The sequence below is a fragment of the Escherichia sp. HH091_1A genome (assembly GCF_030295175.1).
Lineage (GTDB): Bacteria > Pseudomonadota > Gammaproteobacteria > Enterobacterales > Enterobacteriaceae > Escherichia > Escherichia coli_F.
The window spans coordinates 4871464-4890027 of the sequence record NZ_AP025747.1 but is presented as its reverse complement, the minus strand read 5'-3'; the positions used below and the strand labels follow the sequence as shown (position 1 = coordinate 4890027).

The following is an 18564-nucleotide window of genomic DNA, read 5'->3' as shown; positions in this document are numbered from 1 at the left end:
GATGTTACGTATTGCGGGCAAAACGTTTGATTCACATCTGTTTACCGGCACCGGGAAATTCGCCTCTTCACAATTGATGGTGGAGGCGATCCGCGCTTCCGGCAGCCAACTGGTGACGCTGGCGATGAAACGTGTCGACTTGCGCCAACACAACGATGCTATCCTCGATCCACTTATCGCGGCGGGTGTGACCCTGCTGCCAAATACTTCTGGGGCGAAAACTGCGGAAGAAGCCATTTTCGCCGCTCATCTGGCACGTGAAGCGTTAGGCACAAACTGGCTAAAATTAGAGATTCACCCTGACGCCCGCTGGCTGTTGCCCGATCCCATCGAAACCCTGAAAGCCGCCGAAATGTTGGTGCAACAGGGATTTGTCGTGCTGCCTTACTGCGGTGCCGATCCAGTGTTGTGCAAACGTCTGGAGGAAGTGGGCTGTGCAGCAGTAATGCCGCTCGGCGCACCAATTGGCTCTAATCAGGGACTGGAAACCCGCGCCATGCTGGAGATTATTATCCAGCAAGCCACGGTTCCGGTGGTCGTTGATGCTGGCATTGGCGTTCCCAGCCATGCCGCGCAGGCGCTTGAAATGGGAGCCGATGCGGTGTTAGTGAATACGGCGATTGCCGTCGCGGACGATCCCGTCAACATGGCGAAGGCATTTCGTCTGGCGGTAGACGCCGGCCTGCTGGCACGTCAGTCCGGGCCGGGCAGTCGCAGTCATTTTGCTCATGCCACTAGCCCGCTGACCGGATTTCTGGAGGCATCGGCATGAAAACCTTCAGCGATCGCTGGCGACAACTGGACTGGGACGACATCCGCCTGCGTATCAACAGCAAAACGGCTGCTGACGTAGAGCGGGCGCTCAATGCCTCGCAACTCACTCGCGACGATATGATGGCATTGCTATCACCTGCCGCCAGTGAATACCTGGAACCACTGGCTCAACGGGCGCAGCGTCTGACCCGTCAGCGATTTGGCAACGTCATCAGCTTCTACGTCCCGCTTTATCTCTCTAATCTTTGCGCTAACGACTGCACTTACTGCGGATTTTCCATGAGCAATCGCATCAAGCGTAAAACGCTGGATGAAGCGGATATCGCCAGGGAAAGCGCCGCTATCCGGGAGATGGGCTTTGAACATCTATTGCTGGTCACTGGTGAACATCAGACGAAAGTGGGGATGGATTACTTTCGTCGTCATCTCCCTGTCCTGCGTGAACAGTTCTCTTCACTACAGATGGAAGTACAGCCACTGGCGGAAGCGGAATACGCCGAGTTAAAGCAACTTGGTCTGGATGGGGTGATGGTTTATCAGGAGACATATCACGAGGCGACATACGCCCACCATCATCTGAAAGGGAAAAAACAGGACTTCTTCTGGCGGCTGGAAACGCCGGATCGGCTGGGCCGTGCGGGGATAGATAAGATAGGCCTCGGCGCGCTAATCGGCCTTTCCGACAGCTGGCGCGTTGACTGCTATATGGTTGCCGAACATTTGCTATGGCTGCAACAACATTACTGGCAAAGCCGTTACTCTGTCTCCTTCCCGCGCCTGCGCCCGTGTACTGGCGGGATTGAGCCAGCGTCGATTATGGATGAACGCCAGTTAGTGCAAACTATCTGCGCCTTCCGCCTACTTGCGCCGGAGATTGAACTGTCACTCTCCACGCGGGAATCACCGTGGTTTCGCGATCGCGTTATTCCGCTGGCGATCAATAACGTCAGCGCCTTCTCGAAAACGCAACCAGGTGGTTATGCCGACAATCATCCCGAGCTGGAACAGTTCTCACCGCACGACGATCGCAGACCAGAAGCGGTGGCCGCCGCGTTAACCGCTCAGGGTTTGCAGCCGGTGTGGAAAGACTGGGACAGCTATCTGGGACGCGCCTCGCAAAGGACATGAGACAAAATGTAAGAACGTAAATTTATTCCGAGCAGCTACGGAAGATGAAAAACGCAAGGTTGTTGAAAGCGTTGCGTTTTTTTATGTTAGTACCGTCAGCAGGAATGTTGTCCAGGGCGAAAAGCTTCTTCCTCGTTTCGCCCTGCCTTTCTTAAAAATTCCGTAATGCAAAGTCTGAAGCCATCGCCTGTTGAGCAATGAAAGAGATCTGATTGTAAGAGAGTAAATACTCAACTATCATAGAGACGAAAATAAGAACACATGTTCTCATCTTCCAGGATGCAGCAGACTGAAGAAATTCAGACATCCCGCAACCTGCGATTATCGCAAGGTCAAGGCAAAGTCCGGTAATGGCGTTCTGAATACCAGAGATAATTCTCTGGCGAAACCCACCTTAAGGTGGGTTTTGTTATTTTGATGGCTGAGGAAGCTGCTTATTTCTCAATAAGTTGTAGGCAATGGTGAAAAATTTCACTGATTTACCTTTCTGTTTTTCAGAAATGGGATAAGCGCTAGTTACATGCAAACGAAGTTTTTTCTTTTCCCTGAAAGCCCTGAACGCAACAAAGTAAAATGCCTTGTCTCCTCCGTTTAAATCCACTTCAATCACGGCATAGCTACCATACCCAGCATGAATAACGTTGCTTTCTGGCAGCGCCAAAATGGTTCTTTTTAAGTGTATGCGCGCTAAGTTATAACGGTGCTGGCAGAAGGGACGAGATTCTTTAGGCGCGTGGTACATTAACGATTGTTTTTCTTCGTTAGTCTAATGTTCATAATCTTTTGTGAAGCAGTGAAGAGAGTAGGTAACCCAGAAGCGATACTCTAAAGGCTCTTTGCCCTCATGATGCTGAACGTAGACAGCCTGATGAGCATCAAGAAATGATAAATCACGAATATCACCATCCGGATGTCCAAAAGGTCGCCACTTCTCCACTTCCTGTTTCATTATCGTTCCTTAAGAAAGTCACACAGGAATAGTATCGAATTCTTGCCGAGCTTGACTCAATTAGTTCAGTCAGTTTCAGGATATTAGTCATCTCTACATTGATTATGAGTATCCAGAAATTCATTAAATATTCTGACAAATGCTCTTTCCCTAAACTACCCCCATAAAAAAACCCGCCGAAGCGGGTTTTTACGTTATTTGCGGATTAACGATTACTCGTTATCAGAACCGCCCAGACCTGCGTTCAGCAGTTCTGCCAGGCTGGCAGATGCGTCTTCTGCAGTCACCTGCGGTGCAGCCGGAGCTTCACCCGCAGCACGGCGACGCATACGATCCTGGTGGTACGCGTAACCGGTACCTGCCGGGATCAGACGACCCACGATAACGTTCTCTTTCAGGCCGCGCAGTTCGTCGCGTTTGCCCGCAACGGCTGCTTCGGTCAGCACGCGAGTGGTCTCCTGGAACGATGCCGCGGAGATGAAGGACTCGGTTGCCAGAGACGCTTTGGTGATACCCAGCAGATCGCGGGAGTAAGTTGCACCCACTTTGCCGTTCGCTTCCAGTTCGCGGTTTGCGATCTTGACGCGAGAGTATTCAACCTGTTCGCCTTCCAGGAAGTCGGAGCTGCCCGCGTTAACGATGGTAGCTTTACGCAGCATCTGACGAACGATAACTTCGATGTGTTTATCGTTAATCTTAACGCCCTGCAGACGGTATACGTCCTGTACTTCGTTAACGATGTAACGAGTTACAGCATGCACACCACGCAGACGCAGAATGTCATGCGGCGCTTCCGGACCATCGGAAATTACGTCACCACGTTCTACACGTTCACCTTCGAACACGTTGAGCTGACGCCATTTCGGAATCATCTCTTCGTACGGCTCGCTACCGTCTACCGGGGTGATAACCAGACGACGTTTACCTTTGGTTTCTTTACCGAAGGAAACCACACCGCTGATTTCAGCCAGGATTGCCGGCTCTTTCGGACGACGTGCTTCGAACAGGTCCGCAACGCGTGGCAGACCACCGGTGATGTCCTTGGTACCGCCAGATTCTTGCGGAATACGCGCCAGGGTGTCACCGGAGCTGATCTGTACGCCATCTTCCAGCTGAACAATCGCTTTACCCGGCAGGAAGTACTGCGCAGGCATGTCGGTACCCGGGATCAGAACGTCGTTACCCTGAGCATCAACGATTTTCAGTGCCGGACGCAGATCTTTACCACCTGCGGTACGTTCTGCGGAATCCAGAACCACCAGCGAAGACAGACCGGTCAATTCGTCGGTCTGACGAGTAATGGTCTGGCCGTCGATCATGTCAGTAAAGCGTACAAAACCGCTTACTTCGGTGATAACCGGCATGGTGTGCGGGTCCCAGTTTGCAACGGTCTCGCCGCCAGCAACCTGTTCGCCATCGCCTTTCGCCAGTACTGCACCGTAAGGCACTTTATAGCTTTCTTTGGTACGACCGAATTCGTCGATCAATTTCAGTTCGGTGTTACGGGAAGTGATAACCAGTTTGCCGCTGGAGTTCACAACCGACTTCACGTTGCTGAGCTTGATGCTACCTTTGTTTTTCACCTGGATGCTGGATTCAGCAGCCGCACGAGATGCCGCACCACCGATGTGGAACGTACGCATGGTCAGCTGTGTACCCGGTTCACCGATGGACTGTGCCGCGATAACACCGATTGCTTCACCTTTGTTGATGATGTGGCCACGCGCCAGGTCACGACCGTAGCAGTGCGCACATACACCAAAGTCGGTGTCACAAGATACAACAGAACGTACTTTTACCGCGTCGACAGAGTTCTCTTCCAGCAGGTCACACCACTGTTCGTGCAGCAGCGTGTTGCGCGGAACGAGGATATCAGCAGTACCCGGCTTCAGAACGTCTTCAGCAGTTACACGACCCAGTACGCGATCGCGCAGCGGCTCTTTAACGTCACCACCTTCGATAACCGGAGTCATCATGATACCTTCATGAGTACCACAATCGTCTTCGGTAACCACCAGGTCCTGCGCCACGTCAACCAGACGACGAGTCAGGTAACCGGAGTTCGCAGTTTTCAGTGCGGTATCCGCCAGACCTTTACGAGCACCGTGGGTTGAGATGAAGTACTGGAGTACGTTCAGACCTTCACGGAAGTTCGCGGTGATTGGCGTTTCGATGATGGAGCCATCCGGCTTCGCCATCAGACCACGCATACCCGCCAGCTGACGAATCTGTGCCGCAGAACCACGCGCACCGGAGTCGGCCATCATGTAGATGCTGTTGAAGGAAACCTGCTTCTCTTCCTGACCGTCACGGTTAATAACGGTTTCAGTTTGCAGATTATCCATCATCGCTTTGGATACACGATCGTTCGCCGCAGCCCAGATATCGATAACTTTGTTGTAGCGTTCGCCCGCAGTTACCAGACCAGACTGGAACTGCTCCTGAATCTCAGCAACTTCAGCTTCTGCCTCGGAGATGATTTCGTGTTTCTTCTCCGGGATGACCATGTCATCGATACCAACAGATGCACCAGAACGCGCTGCATATGCAAAGCCGGTGTACATGATCTGGTCCGCAAAAATAACGGTCGGTTTCAGACCGAGAATGCGGTAGCAGGTGTTCAGCATTTTGGAGATTGCTTTCTTACCCAGCGCCTGGTTGACGATGGAGTAAGGCAGACCTTTCGGTACAATCATCCACAGAATGGCACGGCCAACGGTCGTATCTTTCAGACTGGTTTTCGCTACTAATTCACCGTTAGCATCTTTTTCATACTCGGTGATACGCACTTTAACGCGCGCATGCAGAGAAGCCAGACCAGAGCGATACAGACGTTCTGCTTCTTTCGGGCCAGTCAGTACCATGCCTTCGCCTTTGGCGTTAACACAGTCACGGGTCATGTAGTACAGACCCAATACAACGTCCTGAGACGGAACGATGATTGGTTCGCCGTTCGCCGGGGACAGGATGTTGTTGGTAGACATCATCAGCGCACGCGCTTCCAGCTGGGCTTCCAGCGTCAGCGGTACGTGAACAGCCATCTGGTCACCATCGAAGTCGGCGTTATATGCCGCACAAACCAGCGGGTGCAGCTGGATAGCTTTACCTTCGATCAGTACCGGTTCAAATGCCTGGATACCCAGACGGTGCAGAGTCGGTGCACGGTTCAGCAGTACCGGGTGTTCGCGGATAACTTCGTCCAGGATATCCCAAACGACAGCTTCTTCGCGCTCAACCATTTTCTTCGCAGCTTTAATGGTGGTAGCAAGACCACGCAGTTCCAGCTTGCCGTAGATGAACGGTTTGAACAGTTCCAGTGCCATTTTCTTCGGCAGACCGCACTGATGCAGACGCAAGTATGGACCTACGGTGATTACAGAACGACCGGAGTAGTCAACACGCTTACCGAGCAGGTTCTGACGGAAACGACCCTGTTTACCTTTGATCATGTCGGCCAAAGATTTCAGAGGACGCTTGTTAGAACCAGTGATCGCACGACCGCGACGACCGTTATCCAGCAGGGCGTCTACCGCTTCCTGCAGCATACGTTTTTCGTTACGTACGATGATGTCCGGCGCAGCCAGATCCAGCAGACGTTTGAGACGGTTGTTACGGTTAATGACGCGACGATACAGATCGTTCAGGTCAGAAGTCGCGAAACGACCACCATCCAGCGGAACCAGCGGACGCAGATCTGGCGGCAGTACCGGCAGAACGGTCAGGATCATCCACTCTGGTTTGTTACCAGACTGAACGAACGCTTCCAGCAGTTTGATACGCTTGGTCAGCTTCTTACGCTTAGTTTCGGAGTTGGTTTCGTTCAGCTCTTCACGCAGCTGTTCGCACTCTTGCTCCAGATCCATGCTCTTCAGCAGAGCCTGGATTGCTTCCGCACCCATTTTCGCGTCGAATTCGTCACCGAACTCTTCCAGCGCGTCCAGATACTGCTCTTCAGTCAGGATCTGCTGACGCTCCAGGTTGGTCATACCGCCTTCGATAACCACATAGGATTCGAAGTACAGTACGCGTTCGATATCGCGCAGCGGCATATCGAGCAGCAGGCCGATACGGGACGGCAGCGATTTCAGGAACCAGATGTGCGCAGTCGGGGAAGCCAGTTCGATGTGGCCCATACGCTCACGACGTACTTTGGTCTGGGTCACTTCAACGCCGCACTTCTCACAGATGACGCCACGGTGTTTCAGGCGCTTGTACTTACCGCACAGGCACTCGTAATCTTTTACCGGCCCAAAGATACGGGCGCAGAAAAGGCCGTCACGTTCTGGTTTGAACGTACGGTAGTTGATGGTTTCCGGCTTTTTAACTTCACCGAAAGACCATGAACGGATCATGTCTGGCGAAGCCAGAGCAATTTTGATCGCATCAAACTCTTCGGTTTTAGTCTGCGCTTTCAGAAACTTTAATAAATCTTTCACGGATTTGCTCCCGTCGGAGTTAGCACAATCCGCTGCCGGGTTTTACCCCGACAGCAGTGACCTGTTTGAGCGAGAATTACTCGTCTTCCAGTTCGATGTTGATACCCAGCGAACGAATCTCTTTCAACAATACGTTGAAGGATTCTGGCATGCCCGGCTCCATCTGATGGTTGCCGTCCACGATGTTTTTATACATCTTGGTACGACCGTTCACGTCATCAGACTTAACGGTGAGCATTTCCTGCAGGGTGTATGCTGCGCCGTATGCTTCCAGCGCCCACACTTCCATCTCCCCGAAACGCTGACCACCGAACTGTGCCTTACCACCCAGCGGCTGCTGAGTAACCAGGCTGTAAGAACCGGTGGAACGCGCGTGCATCTTGTCGTCGACCAGGTGGTTCAGTTTCAGCATGTACATGTAACCCACGGTTACCGGACGTTCGAACTGTTCACCAGTGCGACCGTCGTACAGGCGGATCTGACCAGAAGTCGGCAGGTCGCCAAGTTTCAGCAGTTCTTTAATTTCTGCTTCTTTCGCACCGTCGAAGACCGGCGTTGCGATTGGCATACCTTTGCGCAGGTTTTCAGCCAGACGCATAACTTCTTCATCGCTGAAGGTACTTAGGTCAACTTTCTGACGAACGTCAGCGCCCAGATCGTACGCACGCTGGATGAATTCGCGCAGTTTCGCGACTTCTTGCTGCTGTTTCAGCATGGCGTTGATCTTGTCGCCGATACCTTTCGCAGCCATACCCAGGTGGGTTTCGAGGATCTGACCGATGTTCATACGAGACGGTACGCCCAGCGGGTTCAGTACGATGTCTACCGGTGTACCGTTTTCATCGTAAGGCATATCTTCGATCGGGTTGATCTTAGAAATTACACCCTTGTTACCGTGACGGCCTGCCATCTTGTCACCAGGCTGGATACGGCGTTTAACCGCCAGATATACCTTAACAATCTTCAGCACGCCCGGTGCCAGATCGTCGCCCTGGGTGATTTTGCGGCGTTTCGCTTCGAGTTTCTTCTCGAACTCGTGTTTCAGTTCGTCATACTGCTCAGCCAGCTGTTCCAGCTGATTTTGTTTCTCTTCGTCGGTCAGGCCCAGCTCCAGCCAGCGATCGCGCGGCAGTTTGTCGAGCTTCTCAGCTTCAACGCCACCGGCTACCAGCACAGCACGGATACGGCTGAACAGACCCGCTTCGAGGATCTGCAGTTCTTCAGACAGGTCTTTCTTCGCCTGTTTGAGCTGCATTTCTTCGATTTCCAGCGCACGTTTGTCTTTTTCTACGCCATCGCGAGTAAAGACCTGAACGTCGATAACCGTACCGGATACACCGTTTGGTACGCGCAGAGAAGAGTCTTTAACGTCAGACGCTTTCTCACCGAAGATCGCACGCAGCAGTTTTTCTTCTGGGGTCAGCTGAGTTTCACCTTTCGGCGTTACCTTACCAACCAGAATGTCGCCACCGGTCACTTCCGCACCAATGTAAACGATACCGGATTCATCCAGTTTGGAGAGCGCAGCTTCCCCCACGTTCGGGATGTCAGCGGTGATCTCTTCTGGCCCCAGCTTGGTGTCACGGGACACACATGCCAGTTCCTGAATGTGAATGGTGGTGAAACGATCTTCCTGAACAACACGCTCGGATACGAGGATGGAGTCTTCGAAGTTGTAACCATTCCACGGCATGAACGCTACGCGCATGTTCTGACCGAGCGCCAGTTCACCGAGGTCGGTGGACGGACCGTCTGCCAGCACGTCGCCACGTTCTACCGGTTCACCCAGAGACACACACGGCATCTGGTTGATACAGGTGTTCTGGTTAGAACGGGTGTACTTGGTCAGGTTGTAGATGTCGATACCTGCTTCACCCGGATACATCTCATCTTCGTTAACTTTGATAACGATACGGGAAGCATCCACGTACTGAACGACACCACCACGTTTAGCAACCGCAGTTACACCGGAGTCAACGGCAACAGCACGTTCCATACCCGTACCAACCAGCGGCTTATCAGCACGCAGAGTCGGAACGGCCTGACGTTGCATGTTCGCACCCATCAATGCACGGTTGGCGTCATCGTGTTCAAGGAACGGGATCAGGGACGCACCGACGGATACCACCTGCTGGGTGGATACGTCCATGTAGTCAACCTGGTCGCGGCTGAACAAGCTGGATTCGCCTTTGCTACGGCAAGTTACCAGGTCTTCTACGAAGTGGCCTTCTTCATCCAGGTTGGAGTTCGCCTGGGCGATAACGTAGTTGCCTTCTTCGATAGCAGACAGGTAGTGAATTTCGTCGGTTACAACACCGTCGATCACTTTACGGTACGGCGTCTCAAGGAAGCCATATTCGTTAGTCTGTGCGTACACGGACAGGGAGTTGATCAGACCGATGTTCGGGCCTTCAGGAGTTTCGATTGGACATACGCGACCGTAGTGAGTCGGGTGTACGTCTCGAACTTCGAAGCCTGCACGTTCACGGGTCAGACCGCCTGGGCCGAGTGCGGAGATACGACGCTTGTGCGTAATCTCAGACAGCGGGTTGTTCTGGTCCATAAACTGAGACAGCTGGCTGGAACCAAAGAACTCTTTCACTGCTGCGGAAATCGGTTTGGCGTTGATCATATCCTGAGGCATCAGGGTATCCAGATCGCCCAGAGACAAACGCTCTTTCACCGCACGCTCTACACGTACCAGGCCAACGCGGAACTGGTTTTCCGCCATTTCGCCAACGGAACGGATACGACGGTTACCGAGGTGGTCGATATCATCGACTTCGCCTTTACCGTTACGGATATCGATGAGCTTTTTCATAACATCAATGATGTCGTCTTTGCTCAGGATACCGGAACCTTCGATTTCGTCGCGCAGCAGAGAACGGTTGAACTTCATACGACCAACCGCAGACAAGTCATAGCGGTCTTCGGAGAAGAACAGGTTCTCGAACAGGCTTTCAGCGGCTTCACGAGTCGGCGGCTCGCCAGGGCGCATCATGCGGTAGATTTCTACCAGTGCGCTCAGGCGGTCGTTAGTTGGGTCGACACGTAAGGTTTCAGAGATATACGGGCCGTGATCCAGATCGTTGGTGAACAGCGTTTCGATACGCTTGTGACCAGACTGGCTCAGCTTAGCCAGCAGATCCAGGCTCAGCTCCATGTTCGCAGCACAGATAAGCTCACCAGTAGACTCATCAATGTAGTCTTTAGCAACCACTTTACCTGCGATGTACTCAACCGGGACTTCGATCAGTTTGACGTCGTCTTTTTCCAGCTGGCGAATGTGGCGCGCAGTAATACGGCGGCCTTTTTCTACGTACACTTTACCGTTAGCTTCGATGTCGAAAGATGCGGTTTCACCACGCAGGCGTTCCGGCACCAGTTCCATCTGCAGCTTGTTATCACGGATTTCAAAGATAACTTTTTCAAAGAACAGGTCGAGGATCTGCTCTGTGGTGTAGTTCAGGGCACGCAGAATGATGGTCGCAGGCAGTTTACGGCGACGGTCGATACGTACGAACAGGTTGTCCTTCGGATCGAATTCGAAGTCCAGCCAGGAACCACGGTAAGGGATGATGCGCGCGTTATACAGCACTTTACCCGAAGAGTGGGTTTTACCTTTGTCGGAGTCAAAGAAGACGCCCGGACTACGGTGCAGCTGGGAAACGATAACACGCTCAGTACCGTTGATAACAAAGGTACCGTTGTCCGTCATGAGCGGAATTTCGCCCATGTAGACTTCTTGTTCTTTAATGTCTTTTACGGTGCCTTCCGGCGCTTCGCGCTCATAGATCACCAGACGCAGTTTAACGCGCAGCGGTGCGGAATAGGTCACGCCACGGATTTGACATTCCTGGACGTCAAACACCGGTTCGCCAAGGCGGTAGCTGACGTATTGCAGCTCGGAATTACCGCTGTAGCTCTGAATCGGGAATACGGAACGGAAAGCAGCTTCCAGACCATACTGCCCTTCAGGATCTTGCTCGATAAATTTCTGAAACGAGTCAAGCTGGATAGAAAGGAGATAAGGTACATCCAGAACTTGTGGACGTTTACCAAAATCCTTACGAATACGTTTTTTCTCGGTATAGGAGTAAACCATAGGGTTCCTCAGCTCGCTGACAAGTCGACCCATCTGTCCATTGAGCGGACAGTTTGTGCAACACTATTTTGTTGACCGGAAAATGGAACACTTTCCGCAATGCCTGTTGCTATCACGCTTAAACCATTTCATTGCGATTTACACAGAACGGGCGTCCTGTCGCAGTATATTAAGTCGTCGATAGAAACAAGCATTGAAAGGCACAGCAGTAGTCAAACAGTGTGAAACGCTACTGGCGCCTTACAGCGCAAAAAGGCTGGTGACTAAAAAGTCACCAGCCATCAGCCTGATTTCTCAGGCTGCAACCGGAAGGGTTGGCTTATTTAACTTCAACTTCAGCGCCAGCTTCTTCCAGAGCTTTTTTCAGTGCTTCTGCGTCGTCTTTGCTCACGCCTTCTTTCAGAGCAGCCGGTGCAGATTCTACCAGGTCTTTAGCTTCTTTCAGACCCAGGCCAGTTGCGCCACGTACTGCTTTGATAACAGCAACTTTGTTAGCGCCAGCAGCTTTCAGAATTACGTCGAATTCAGTTTTTTCTTCAGCAGCTTCAACCGGGCCAGCAGCTACAGCTACAGCAGCAGCAGCGGAAACACCGAATTTTTCTTCCATTGCAGAGATCAGTTCTACAACGTCCATTACAGACATAGCTGCAACTGCTTCAATGATTTGATCTTTAGTGATAGACATTTAAATTGTTCCTGAATATCAGAATAAGTTTATACGTAAGCGAATGCGTTAAAAAGATAACTGCGATTAAGCAGCTTCTTTCGCATCGCGTACAGCAGCCAGAGTACGAACCAGTTTGCCAGCCGAAGCTTCTTTCATGGTTGCCATCAGGCGTGCAATTGCTTCTTCGTAGGTCGGCAGAGTTGCCAGGCGGTCGATCTGAGACGCCGGGATCAGCTCACCTTCAAAGGCAGCGGCTTTGACCTCAAATTTTGCATTCGCTTTCGCGAACTCTTTGAACAGACGAGCAGCAGCGCCCGGATGTTCCATAGAGTATGCAATCAGGGTCGGACCAACAAACGCGTCTTTCAGGCACTCGAACGGAGTACCTTCAACAGCACGGCGCAGCAGGGTGTTACGAACAACACGCATGTATACGCCAGCTTCGCGACCTGCTTTACGCAGTTCAGTCATTTTATCTACAGTTACGCCACGGGAATCCGCAACTACTGCAGACAGCGCGCCTTTGGCTACTTCGCTGACTTCAGCAACAATCGCTTGTTTGTCTTGAAGATTTAAAGCCATTAGCTTTGCTCCTGGATGTTTGCCAGAGAAAATCTCTGGAACTCACTTCACTCCTCCAAACGGAGAGAGCGTCTTAATTACGGTGAGCAGAAACAAGCCAGAATATAAAAGAATAATCTTAGCGTTCTGTCACCGTCTACGCAGGGGATTAAGTTTCTTGCGAAACTCCTGCGGTCTTCGACGGAGGCCTGGATAGGCCAGGCTCCAACGAACAAATCTTTTCTATCCGTCGCTATTCAGCTTGTAGCGGCGTTGGCTTCCTTCGTTCGCACCAGTCACATAGTTAGCTATGCTCCTGGCGACTCACTCAGTTGCCGCCTTGCTACAACCCGAATATCTCGGATATACGTCTGCATTAAGCATTATACGTGGGGGTAAGATTGTAGACAAAATCACCGCCCACGTAAAGGCATTAGTTTACAGAAGCGCTCAGGCCAGCCTGGTCAACTGCAACACCTGCACCCATGGTGGTGGAGATGCTAACTTTCTTGATGTACACGCCTTTCGCCTGAGTCGGTTTTGCTTTTTTCAGCGCAACCAGCAGAGCTTCCAGGTTTTCTTTCAGTTTGTCAGCGTCAAAGTCCACTTTACCGATGGTGGTGTGGATGATGCCGTTTTTGTCGTTACGGTAACGAATCTGGCCAGCTTTAGCGTTTTTAACCGCTTCAGCAACGTTCGGCGTTACAGTACCCACTTTCGGGTTTGGCATCAGGCCGCGCGGACCCAGAACCTGGCCCAGCTGGCCAACAACGCGCATTGCATCCGGGGAAGCAATAACAACGTCAAAGTTCATTTCGCCTTTCTTGATCTGGTCAGCCAGATCTTCCATACCTACCAGTTCAGCGCCTGCAGCTTTAGCAGCTTCAGCGTTTGCACCCTGGGTAAATACGGCTACGCGAACGGAACGGCCAGTACCGTGCGGCAGTACAGTTGCACCACGTACGTTCTGGTCAGATTTACGAGCGTCGATGCCGAGGTTAACAGCAACGTCCACGCTTTCTACGAATTTAGCAGTCGCCAGCTCTTTCAGCAGAGCGATAGCTTCGTTGATGTCGTATTGTTTGGTCGCATCAACTTTCTCGCGGATAACACGCATGCGCTTGGTCAGTTTAGCCATTTCTTAGTCCTCCACTACCAGGCCCATGGAACGTGCAGTACCTTCGATGGAGCGAGTCATCGCTTCAATGTCGGCACCAGTCATGTCGGCAGCTTTGGTCTGCGCGATTTCCTGCAGCTGAGCGCGGGAAATTTTACCCACTTTGTCTTTGTTCGGCTTACCGGAACCAGACTTGATACCAGCCGCTTTTTTCAGCAGAACTGCTGCCGGCGGAGTCTTGGTAACGAAAGTGAAAGAACGGTCAGCGTAAACGGTGATTACTACCGGAATCGGCAGACCTTTTTCGATGGAATCAGTTTTTGCGTTGAACGCTTTGCAGAATTCCATGATGTTTACGCCCTGCTGACCCAGAGCCGGACCTACTGGCGGACTCGGGTTAGCCATACCAGCTGCAACCTGCAGCTTGACATAGGCTTGTACTTTCTTAGCCATTATAAATTCCTCAAGTTGGGTAATAACGCCTCTGAGAGGCTCCCCGTGATATAAAAAATCGTTTTACGGGCAAGGCCCATAAAAACAAAAGGCGCGAAATTGTATTCCAATCTCGCGCCTTGTGCAACGATTAAATCGCCGCTTTTTTGATCGCTGGGTTAGGCTTTTTCAACCTGGCTGAAGTCCAGCTCTACCGGGGTCGCACGACCGAAGATAGAAACAGACACTTTCAGACGAGATTTCTCGTAATCAACTTCTTCAACAACACCGTTGAAGTCAGCGAACGGACCATCATTAACACGAACCATTTCACCCGGTTCAAACAGCGTTTTCGGACGCGGCTTATCGCCAACCTGCTGCAGGCGATTCATAATCGCATCCACTTCTTTATCGCTGATTGGCGCAGGACGATCGGAAGTACCGCCGATGAAGCCCATCACACGCGGTACGCTGCGCACCAGGTGCCAGCTCGCGTCGTTCATCACCATCTGAACGAGGACGTAGCCAGGGAAGAATTTGCGTTCGCTTTTGCGACGCTGTCCGCCACGGATTTCAACCACTTCTTCGGTTGGTACCATGACTTCACCAAACAAATCTTCCATGTTATGTAATTTGATATGCTCACGTAGCGACGTTGCTACGCGGCCTTCAAAACCGGAAAACGCCTGAACGACGTACCAGCGCTTTTTAGGAGCTTCAGACATCTCAGAACCTCAGGCCAGTGATAAAGGATACCAGGCGAACCAGAATACCATCCAGTCCCCACAGGATCAGTGACATTACTGCGGTAACCGCAGCCACAATCAGCGTGGTGTGCAATGTTTCCTGGCGAGTCGGCCAAATGACCTTACGGACTTCGGTACGCGCTTCACGGGCAAAAGCAACGGTTGCTTTTCCTTTTGTCGTTAACAGCGCGACACCACCCGCTGCAGCAATCAGAATTACTACGGCCAGCGCACGCAGCGGCAGCATAATGTCGCGATAAAGGTAGTTGCCGACAATTGCTACCAGGAGCAATGCCACCACAACGACCCACTTCATCGCTTCCAGGCCGCGCCCGCTTCCTTGAGCTTCGGTATTCGCACTCATAAACCAACCTGTCAGAAGTATTCTACAAACATTTTCACCCCGCGATCGCGAGGCAAACCAAATCGAAACGCGTATTAGCTTTTCGGATTATACGCCCTCAACAGAGCCTGTCTCAGCAATGATTATGACAAAGAAAATCACTGATGAGCCAGGTTCTGGTACGAAAGCGTGCAAAAAGGGCATCAAATGATGCCCTTTTAGTGCGCATTGCGTCAAATGTTATCGGCAATTAGCTCAGAACTTTTGCTACAACGCCCGCGCCAACGGTACGGCCGCCTTCACGGATTGCGAAACGCAGACCGTCGTCCATCGCGATCGGGTGGATCAGGGTAACAACCATTTTGATGTTGTCGCCCGGCATTACCATCTCTACGCCTTCCGGCAGTTCGATGGTACCAGTCACGTCAGTAGTACGGAAGTAGAACTGCGGACGGTAGCCTTTGAAGAACGGAGTATGACGGCCGCCTTCATCTTTGGACAGAATGTACACTTCAGATTCGAACTTGGTGTGCGGCTTGATGGTGCCCGGCTTAGCCAGTACCTGACCACGTTCGATTTCTTCACGTTTGATACCACGCAGCAGAACACCTACGTTCTCACCAGCACGGCCTTCGTCCAGCAGTTTGCGGAACATTTCAACGCCAGTACAGGTAGACTTCTGAGTCTCTTTGATACCAACGATTTCAACTTCTTCACCAACTTTGATGATACCGCGTTCTACACGACCGGTAACAACGGTACCACGACCGGAGATGGAGAATACGTCTTCGATCGGCAGCAGGAACGGCTTGTCAATCGCACGCTCTGGTTCCGGAATGTAAGAATCCAGGAAGCCAGCCAGTTCCAGGATTTTCGCTTCCCACTCTGCGTCGCCTTCCAGCGCTTTCAGAGCAGAACCACGAACGATCGGAGTGTCGTCGCCCGGGAAGTCGTACTGAGACAGAAGTTCACGAACTTCCATTTCAACCAGTTCCAGCAGCTCTTCGTCATCAACCATGTCGCATTTGTTCAGGAACACGATGATGTACGGAACGCCTACCTGACGACCCAGCAGGATGTGCTCACGAGTCTGCGGCATCGGGCCGTCAGTCGCAGCAACTACCAGGATCGCGCCGTCCATCTGAGCAGCACCGGTGATCATGTTTTTAACATAGTCGGCGTGCCCCGGGCAGTCTACGTGTGCGTAGTGACGGGTCGGGGTGTCGTATTCAACGTGAGAAGTGTTGATGGTGATACCACGAGCTTTTTCTTCCGGCGCGTTATCGATCTGGTCGAATGCGCGAGCAGCACCGCCGTAGGTTTTAGCCAGTACGGTAGTGATTGCAGCGGTCAGCGTTGTTTTACCATGGTCAACGTGGCCGATAGTACCGACGTTAACGTGCGGTTTTGTACGTTCAAACTTTTCTTTAGACATCGATTGTCCCTCTAAGACACGGATAAATCGGTGATATCACCACATCAACCAGGCAACATGCCCGACTTGTTGAATGCAATAAACAGAAGGAAAAAACAGGGAGGAGAAAAGAAGTGGTGCTGATAGGCAGATTCGAACTGCCGACCTCACCCTTACCAAGGGTGCGCTCTACCAACTGAGCTATATCAGCACATCTTGGAGCGGGCAGCGGGAATCGAACCCGCATCATCAGCTTGGAAGGCTGAGGTAATAGCCATTATACGATGCCCGCATCCTGGAACTCGGCTACCTGATTTTCATTCTGCACTGAATATCGAGAGAAGCTCTCTTTATTCGAGCCGGTAAGCGAACTTATCGTCTCGGGCTACGCCATCGCGTGGCCGAAATTGGTGGTGGGGGAAGGATTCGAACCTTCGAAGTCTGTGACGGCAGATTTACAGTCTGCTCCCTTTGGCCGCTCGGGAACCCCACCGGACTTGATGGTGCCGACTACCGGAATCGAACTGGTGACCTACTGATTACAAGTCAGTTGCTCTACCTACTGAGCTAAGTCGGCATCAAGTAGCGCGCATTCTATGGAGACATGCGAGTTCATGCAACTAAAAAATTGCATAATTTGTTTTATTGGTCACATTTTATGCGACACGATGAAGAAACAGTCGAACAGAGGGCAAATTAGCACACTTTTTCAACATCATTGTTCTCAACAATGCGCTCCTTCTAAAGCGCAATTCTTTTTATCAGATGGAATATCTGTCACATTGCTTTTCAACGATAGCTTCCCGGGAGAGATTTTTTCTTATTATTCCTCCCCATCTGGTGTTACCCTCCTGCCCATTAACCCATTCAACAGAACTGTGACGCGCCATGGCAAATATCGTTTTGCCGATAGAGCTATGACCGCCAGAAACATGCTTATGAGTATAAAAGAGCAAACGTTAATGACGCCTTACCTACAGTTTGACCGCAACCAGTGGGCAGCTCTGCGTGATTCCGTACCTATGACGTTATCGGAAGATGAGATCGCCCGTCTCAAAGGTATTAATGAAGATCTCTCGTTAGAAGAAGTTGCCGAGATCTATTTACCTCTGTCACGTTTGCTGAACTTCTATATAAGCTCGAATCTGCGCCGTCAGGCAGTTCTGGAACAGTTTCTTGGTACCAACGGGCAACGCATTCCTTACATTATCAGTATCGCAGGTAGCGTCGCGGTGGGGAAAAGTACAACCGCCCGTGTATTGCAGGCACTATTAAGCCGTTGGCCGGAGCATCGTCGTGTTGAGCTGATCACTACAGATGGCTTCCTTCACCCTAATCAGGTGCTGAAAGAACGTGGTCTGATGAAGAAGAAAGGCTTCCCGGAATCGTATGATATGCATCGCCTGGTGAAGTTTGTTTCCGATCTCAAATCCGGCGTGCCAAACGTTACGGCACCTGTTTACTCGCATCTTATTTATGATGTGATCCCGGATGGAGATAAAACGGTTGTTCAGCCTGATATTTTAATTCTTGAAGGGTTAAATGTCTTACAGAGCGGGATGGATTATCCACACGATCCACATCATGTTTTTGTTTCTGATTTTGTCGATTTTTCGATATATGTTGATGCACCGGAAGACTTACTTCAGACGTGGTATATCAACCGTTTCCTGAAATTCCGCGAAGGGGCTTTTACAGACCCGGATTCCTATTTTCATAACTACGCGAAATTAACTAAAGAAGAAGCGATTAACACTGCCATGACATTGTGGAAAGAGATCAACTGGCTGAACTTAAAGCAAAATATTCTACCTACTCGTGAGCGCGCCAGTTTAATCCTGACAAAGAGTGCTAATCACGCGGTAGAAGAGGTCAGACTACGCAAATAATTT

12 protein-coding genes, 4 tRNA genes and 1 pseudogene are annotated in these 18564 nt (G+C 51.3%); 3 read left to right on the top strand and 14 right to left on the bottom strand.

The window, feature by feature from the left end; all coding sequences use genetic code 11:
- Position 1: 1 nt before the first annotated feature.
- Together thiG and thiH are read left to right on the top strand one after the other, a co-directional pair.
- On the top strand, positions 2-772 hold the full coding sequence (gene thiG / locus QUF14_RS24240; protein ID WP_000944128.1) for a thiazole synthase: 771 nt from the start codon (positions 2-4) through the stop codon (positions 770-772).
- Positions 769-1902 carry a 2-iminoacetate synthase ThiH gene (gene thiH / locus QUF14_RS24235; protein WP_000847470.1) on the top strand — a complete coding sequence of 378 codons (1134 nt, stop codon included), beginning with the start codon at positions 769-771 and terminating at the stop codon, positions 1900-1902. The genes thiG and thiH overlap by 4 nt, the downstream gene beginning before the upstream one ends.
- A gap of 409 nt (positions 1903-2311) precedes the next feature.
- On the opposite strand, the pseudogene yjaZ reads toward thiH, so the two are convergent.
- The 14 genes and pseudogenes from yjaZ to QUF14_RS24165 all read right to left on the bottom strand — a co-directional run bounded on the left by yjaZ (position 2312) and on the right by QUF14_RS24165 (position 17249).
- A pseudogene (gene yjaZ, locus QUF14_RS24230) lies at positions 2312-2851 on the bottom strand (stationary phase growth adaptation protein YjaZ).
- 212 nt (positions 2852-3063) lie between these two features.
- Positions 3064-7287, bottom strand: coding sequence for a DNA-directed RNA polymerase subunit beta' (gene rpoC, locus QUF14_RS24225; protein WP_000653947.1), 4224 nt, complete (start codon positions 7285-7287; stop codon positions 3064-3066).
- A 76-nt stretch (positions 7288-7363) separates the two neighbouring features.
- The gene (gene rpoB, locus QUF14_RS24220; RefSeq protein ID WP_001353730.1) at positions 7364-11392 is read right to left on the bottom strand and encodes a DNA-directed RNA polymerase subunit beta; all 4029 of its coding nucleotides are present in this window, start codon (positions 11390-11392) and stop codon (positions 7364-7366) included.
- A 319-nt stretch (positions 11393-11711) separates the two neighbouring features.
- A complete protein-coding gene (gene rplL, locus QUF14_RS24215) occupies positions 11712-12077 on the bottom strand; it encodes a 50S ribosomal protein L7/L12 (protein WP_000028878.1) in 366 nt (121 codons plus the stop codon).
- Between the two features lie 66 nt (positions 12078-12143).
- Positions 12144-12641, bottom strand: a complete 498-nt coding sequence (gene rplJ / locus QUF14_RS24210; protein ID WP_001207201.1) for a 50S ribosomal protein L10 — start codon at positions 12639-12641, stop codon at positions 12144-12146.
- 412 nt (positions 12642-13053) lie between these two features.
- Positions 13054-13758 carry a 50S ribosomal protein L1 gene (gene rplA, locus QUF14_RS24205; protein WP_001096680.1) on the bottom strand — a complete coding sequence of 235 codons (705 nt, stop codon included), beginning with the start codon at positions 13756-13758 and terminating at the stop codon, positions 13054-13056.
- A gap of 3 nt (positions 13759-13761) precedes the next feature.
- The gene (gene rplK / locus QUF14_RS24200; protein ID WP_001085926.1) at positions 13762-14190 is read right to left on the bottom strand and encodes a 50S ribosomal protein L11; all 429 of its coding nucleotides are present in this window, start codon (positions 14188-14190) and stop codon (positions 13762-13764) included.
- Positions 14191-14348: 158 nt separating this feature from the next.
- The gene (nusG, locus tag QUF14_RS24195; protein ID WP_001287516.1) at positions 14349-14894 is read right to left on the bottom strand and encodes a transcription termination/antitermination protein NusG; all 546 of its coding nucleotides are present in this window, start codon (positions 14892-14894) and stop codon (positions 14349-14351) included.
- Position 14895: 1 nt separating this feature from the next.
- Positions 14896-15279 carry a preprotein translocase subunit SecE gene (gene secE, locus QUF14_RS24190; protein WP_001275702.1) on the bottom strand — a complete coding sequence of 128 codons (384 nt, stop codon included), beginning with the start codon at positions 15277-15279 and terminating at the stop codon, positions 14896-14898.
- Positions 15280-15508: 229 nt separating this feature from the next.
- Positions 15509-16693: an elongation factor Tu gene (gene tuf, locus QUF14_RS24185; RefSeq protein ID WP_000031784.1), complete on the bottom strand. Its 1185-nt coding sequence runs from the start codon at positions 16691-16693 to the stop codon at positions 15509-15511.
- A 114-nt stretch (positions 16694-16807) separates the two neighbouring features.
- Positions 16808-16883: transfer RNA gene (locus tag QUF14_RS24180), tRNA-Thr, on the bottom strand.
- Between the two features lie 6 nt (positions 16884-16889).
- Positions 16890-16964 (bottom strand) — tRNA-Gly (locus QUF14_RS24175).
- 116 nt (positions 16965-17080) lie between these two features.
- A tRNA-Tyr gene (locus QUF14_RS24170) sits at positions 17081-17165 on the bottom strand.
- An 8-nt stretch (positions 17166-17173) separates the two neighbouring features.
- Positions 17174-17249, bottom strand: a tRNA-Thr gene (locus tag QUF14_RS24165).
- A gap of 361 nt (positions 17250-17610) precedes the next feature.
- Here QUF14_RS24165 and coaA point away from each other — a divergent pair.
- A complete protein-coding gene (gene coaA / locus QUF14_RS24160) occupies positions 17611-18561 on the top strand; it encodes a type I pantothenate kinase (protein ID WP_000023085.1) in 951 nt (316 codons plus the stop codon).
- Positions 18562-18564: the final 3 nt, after the last annotated feature.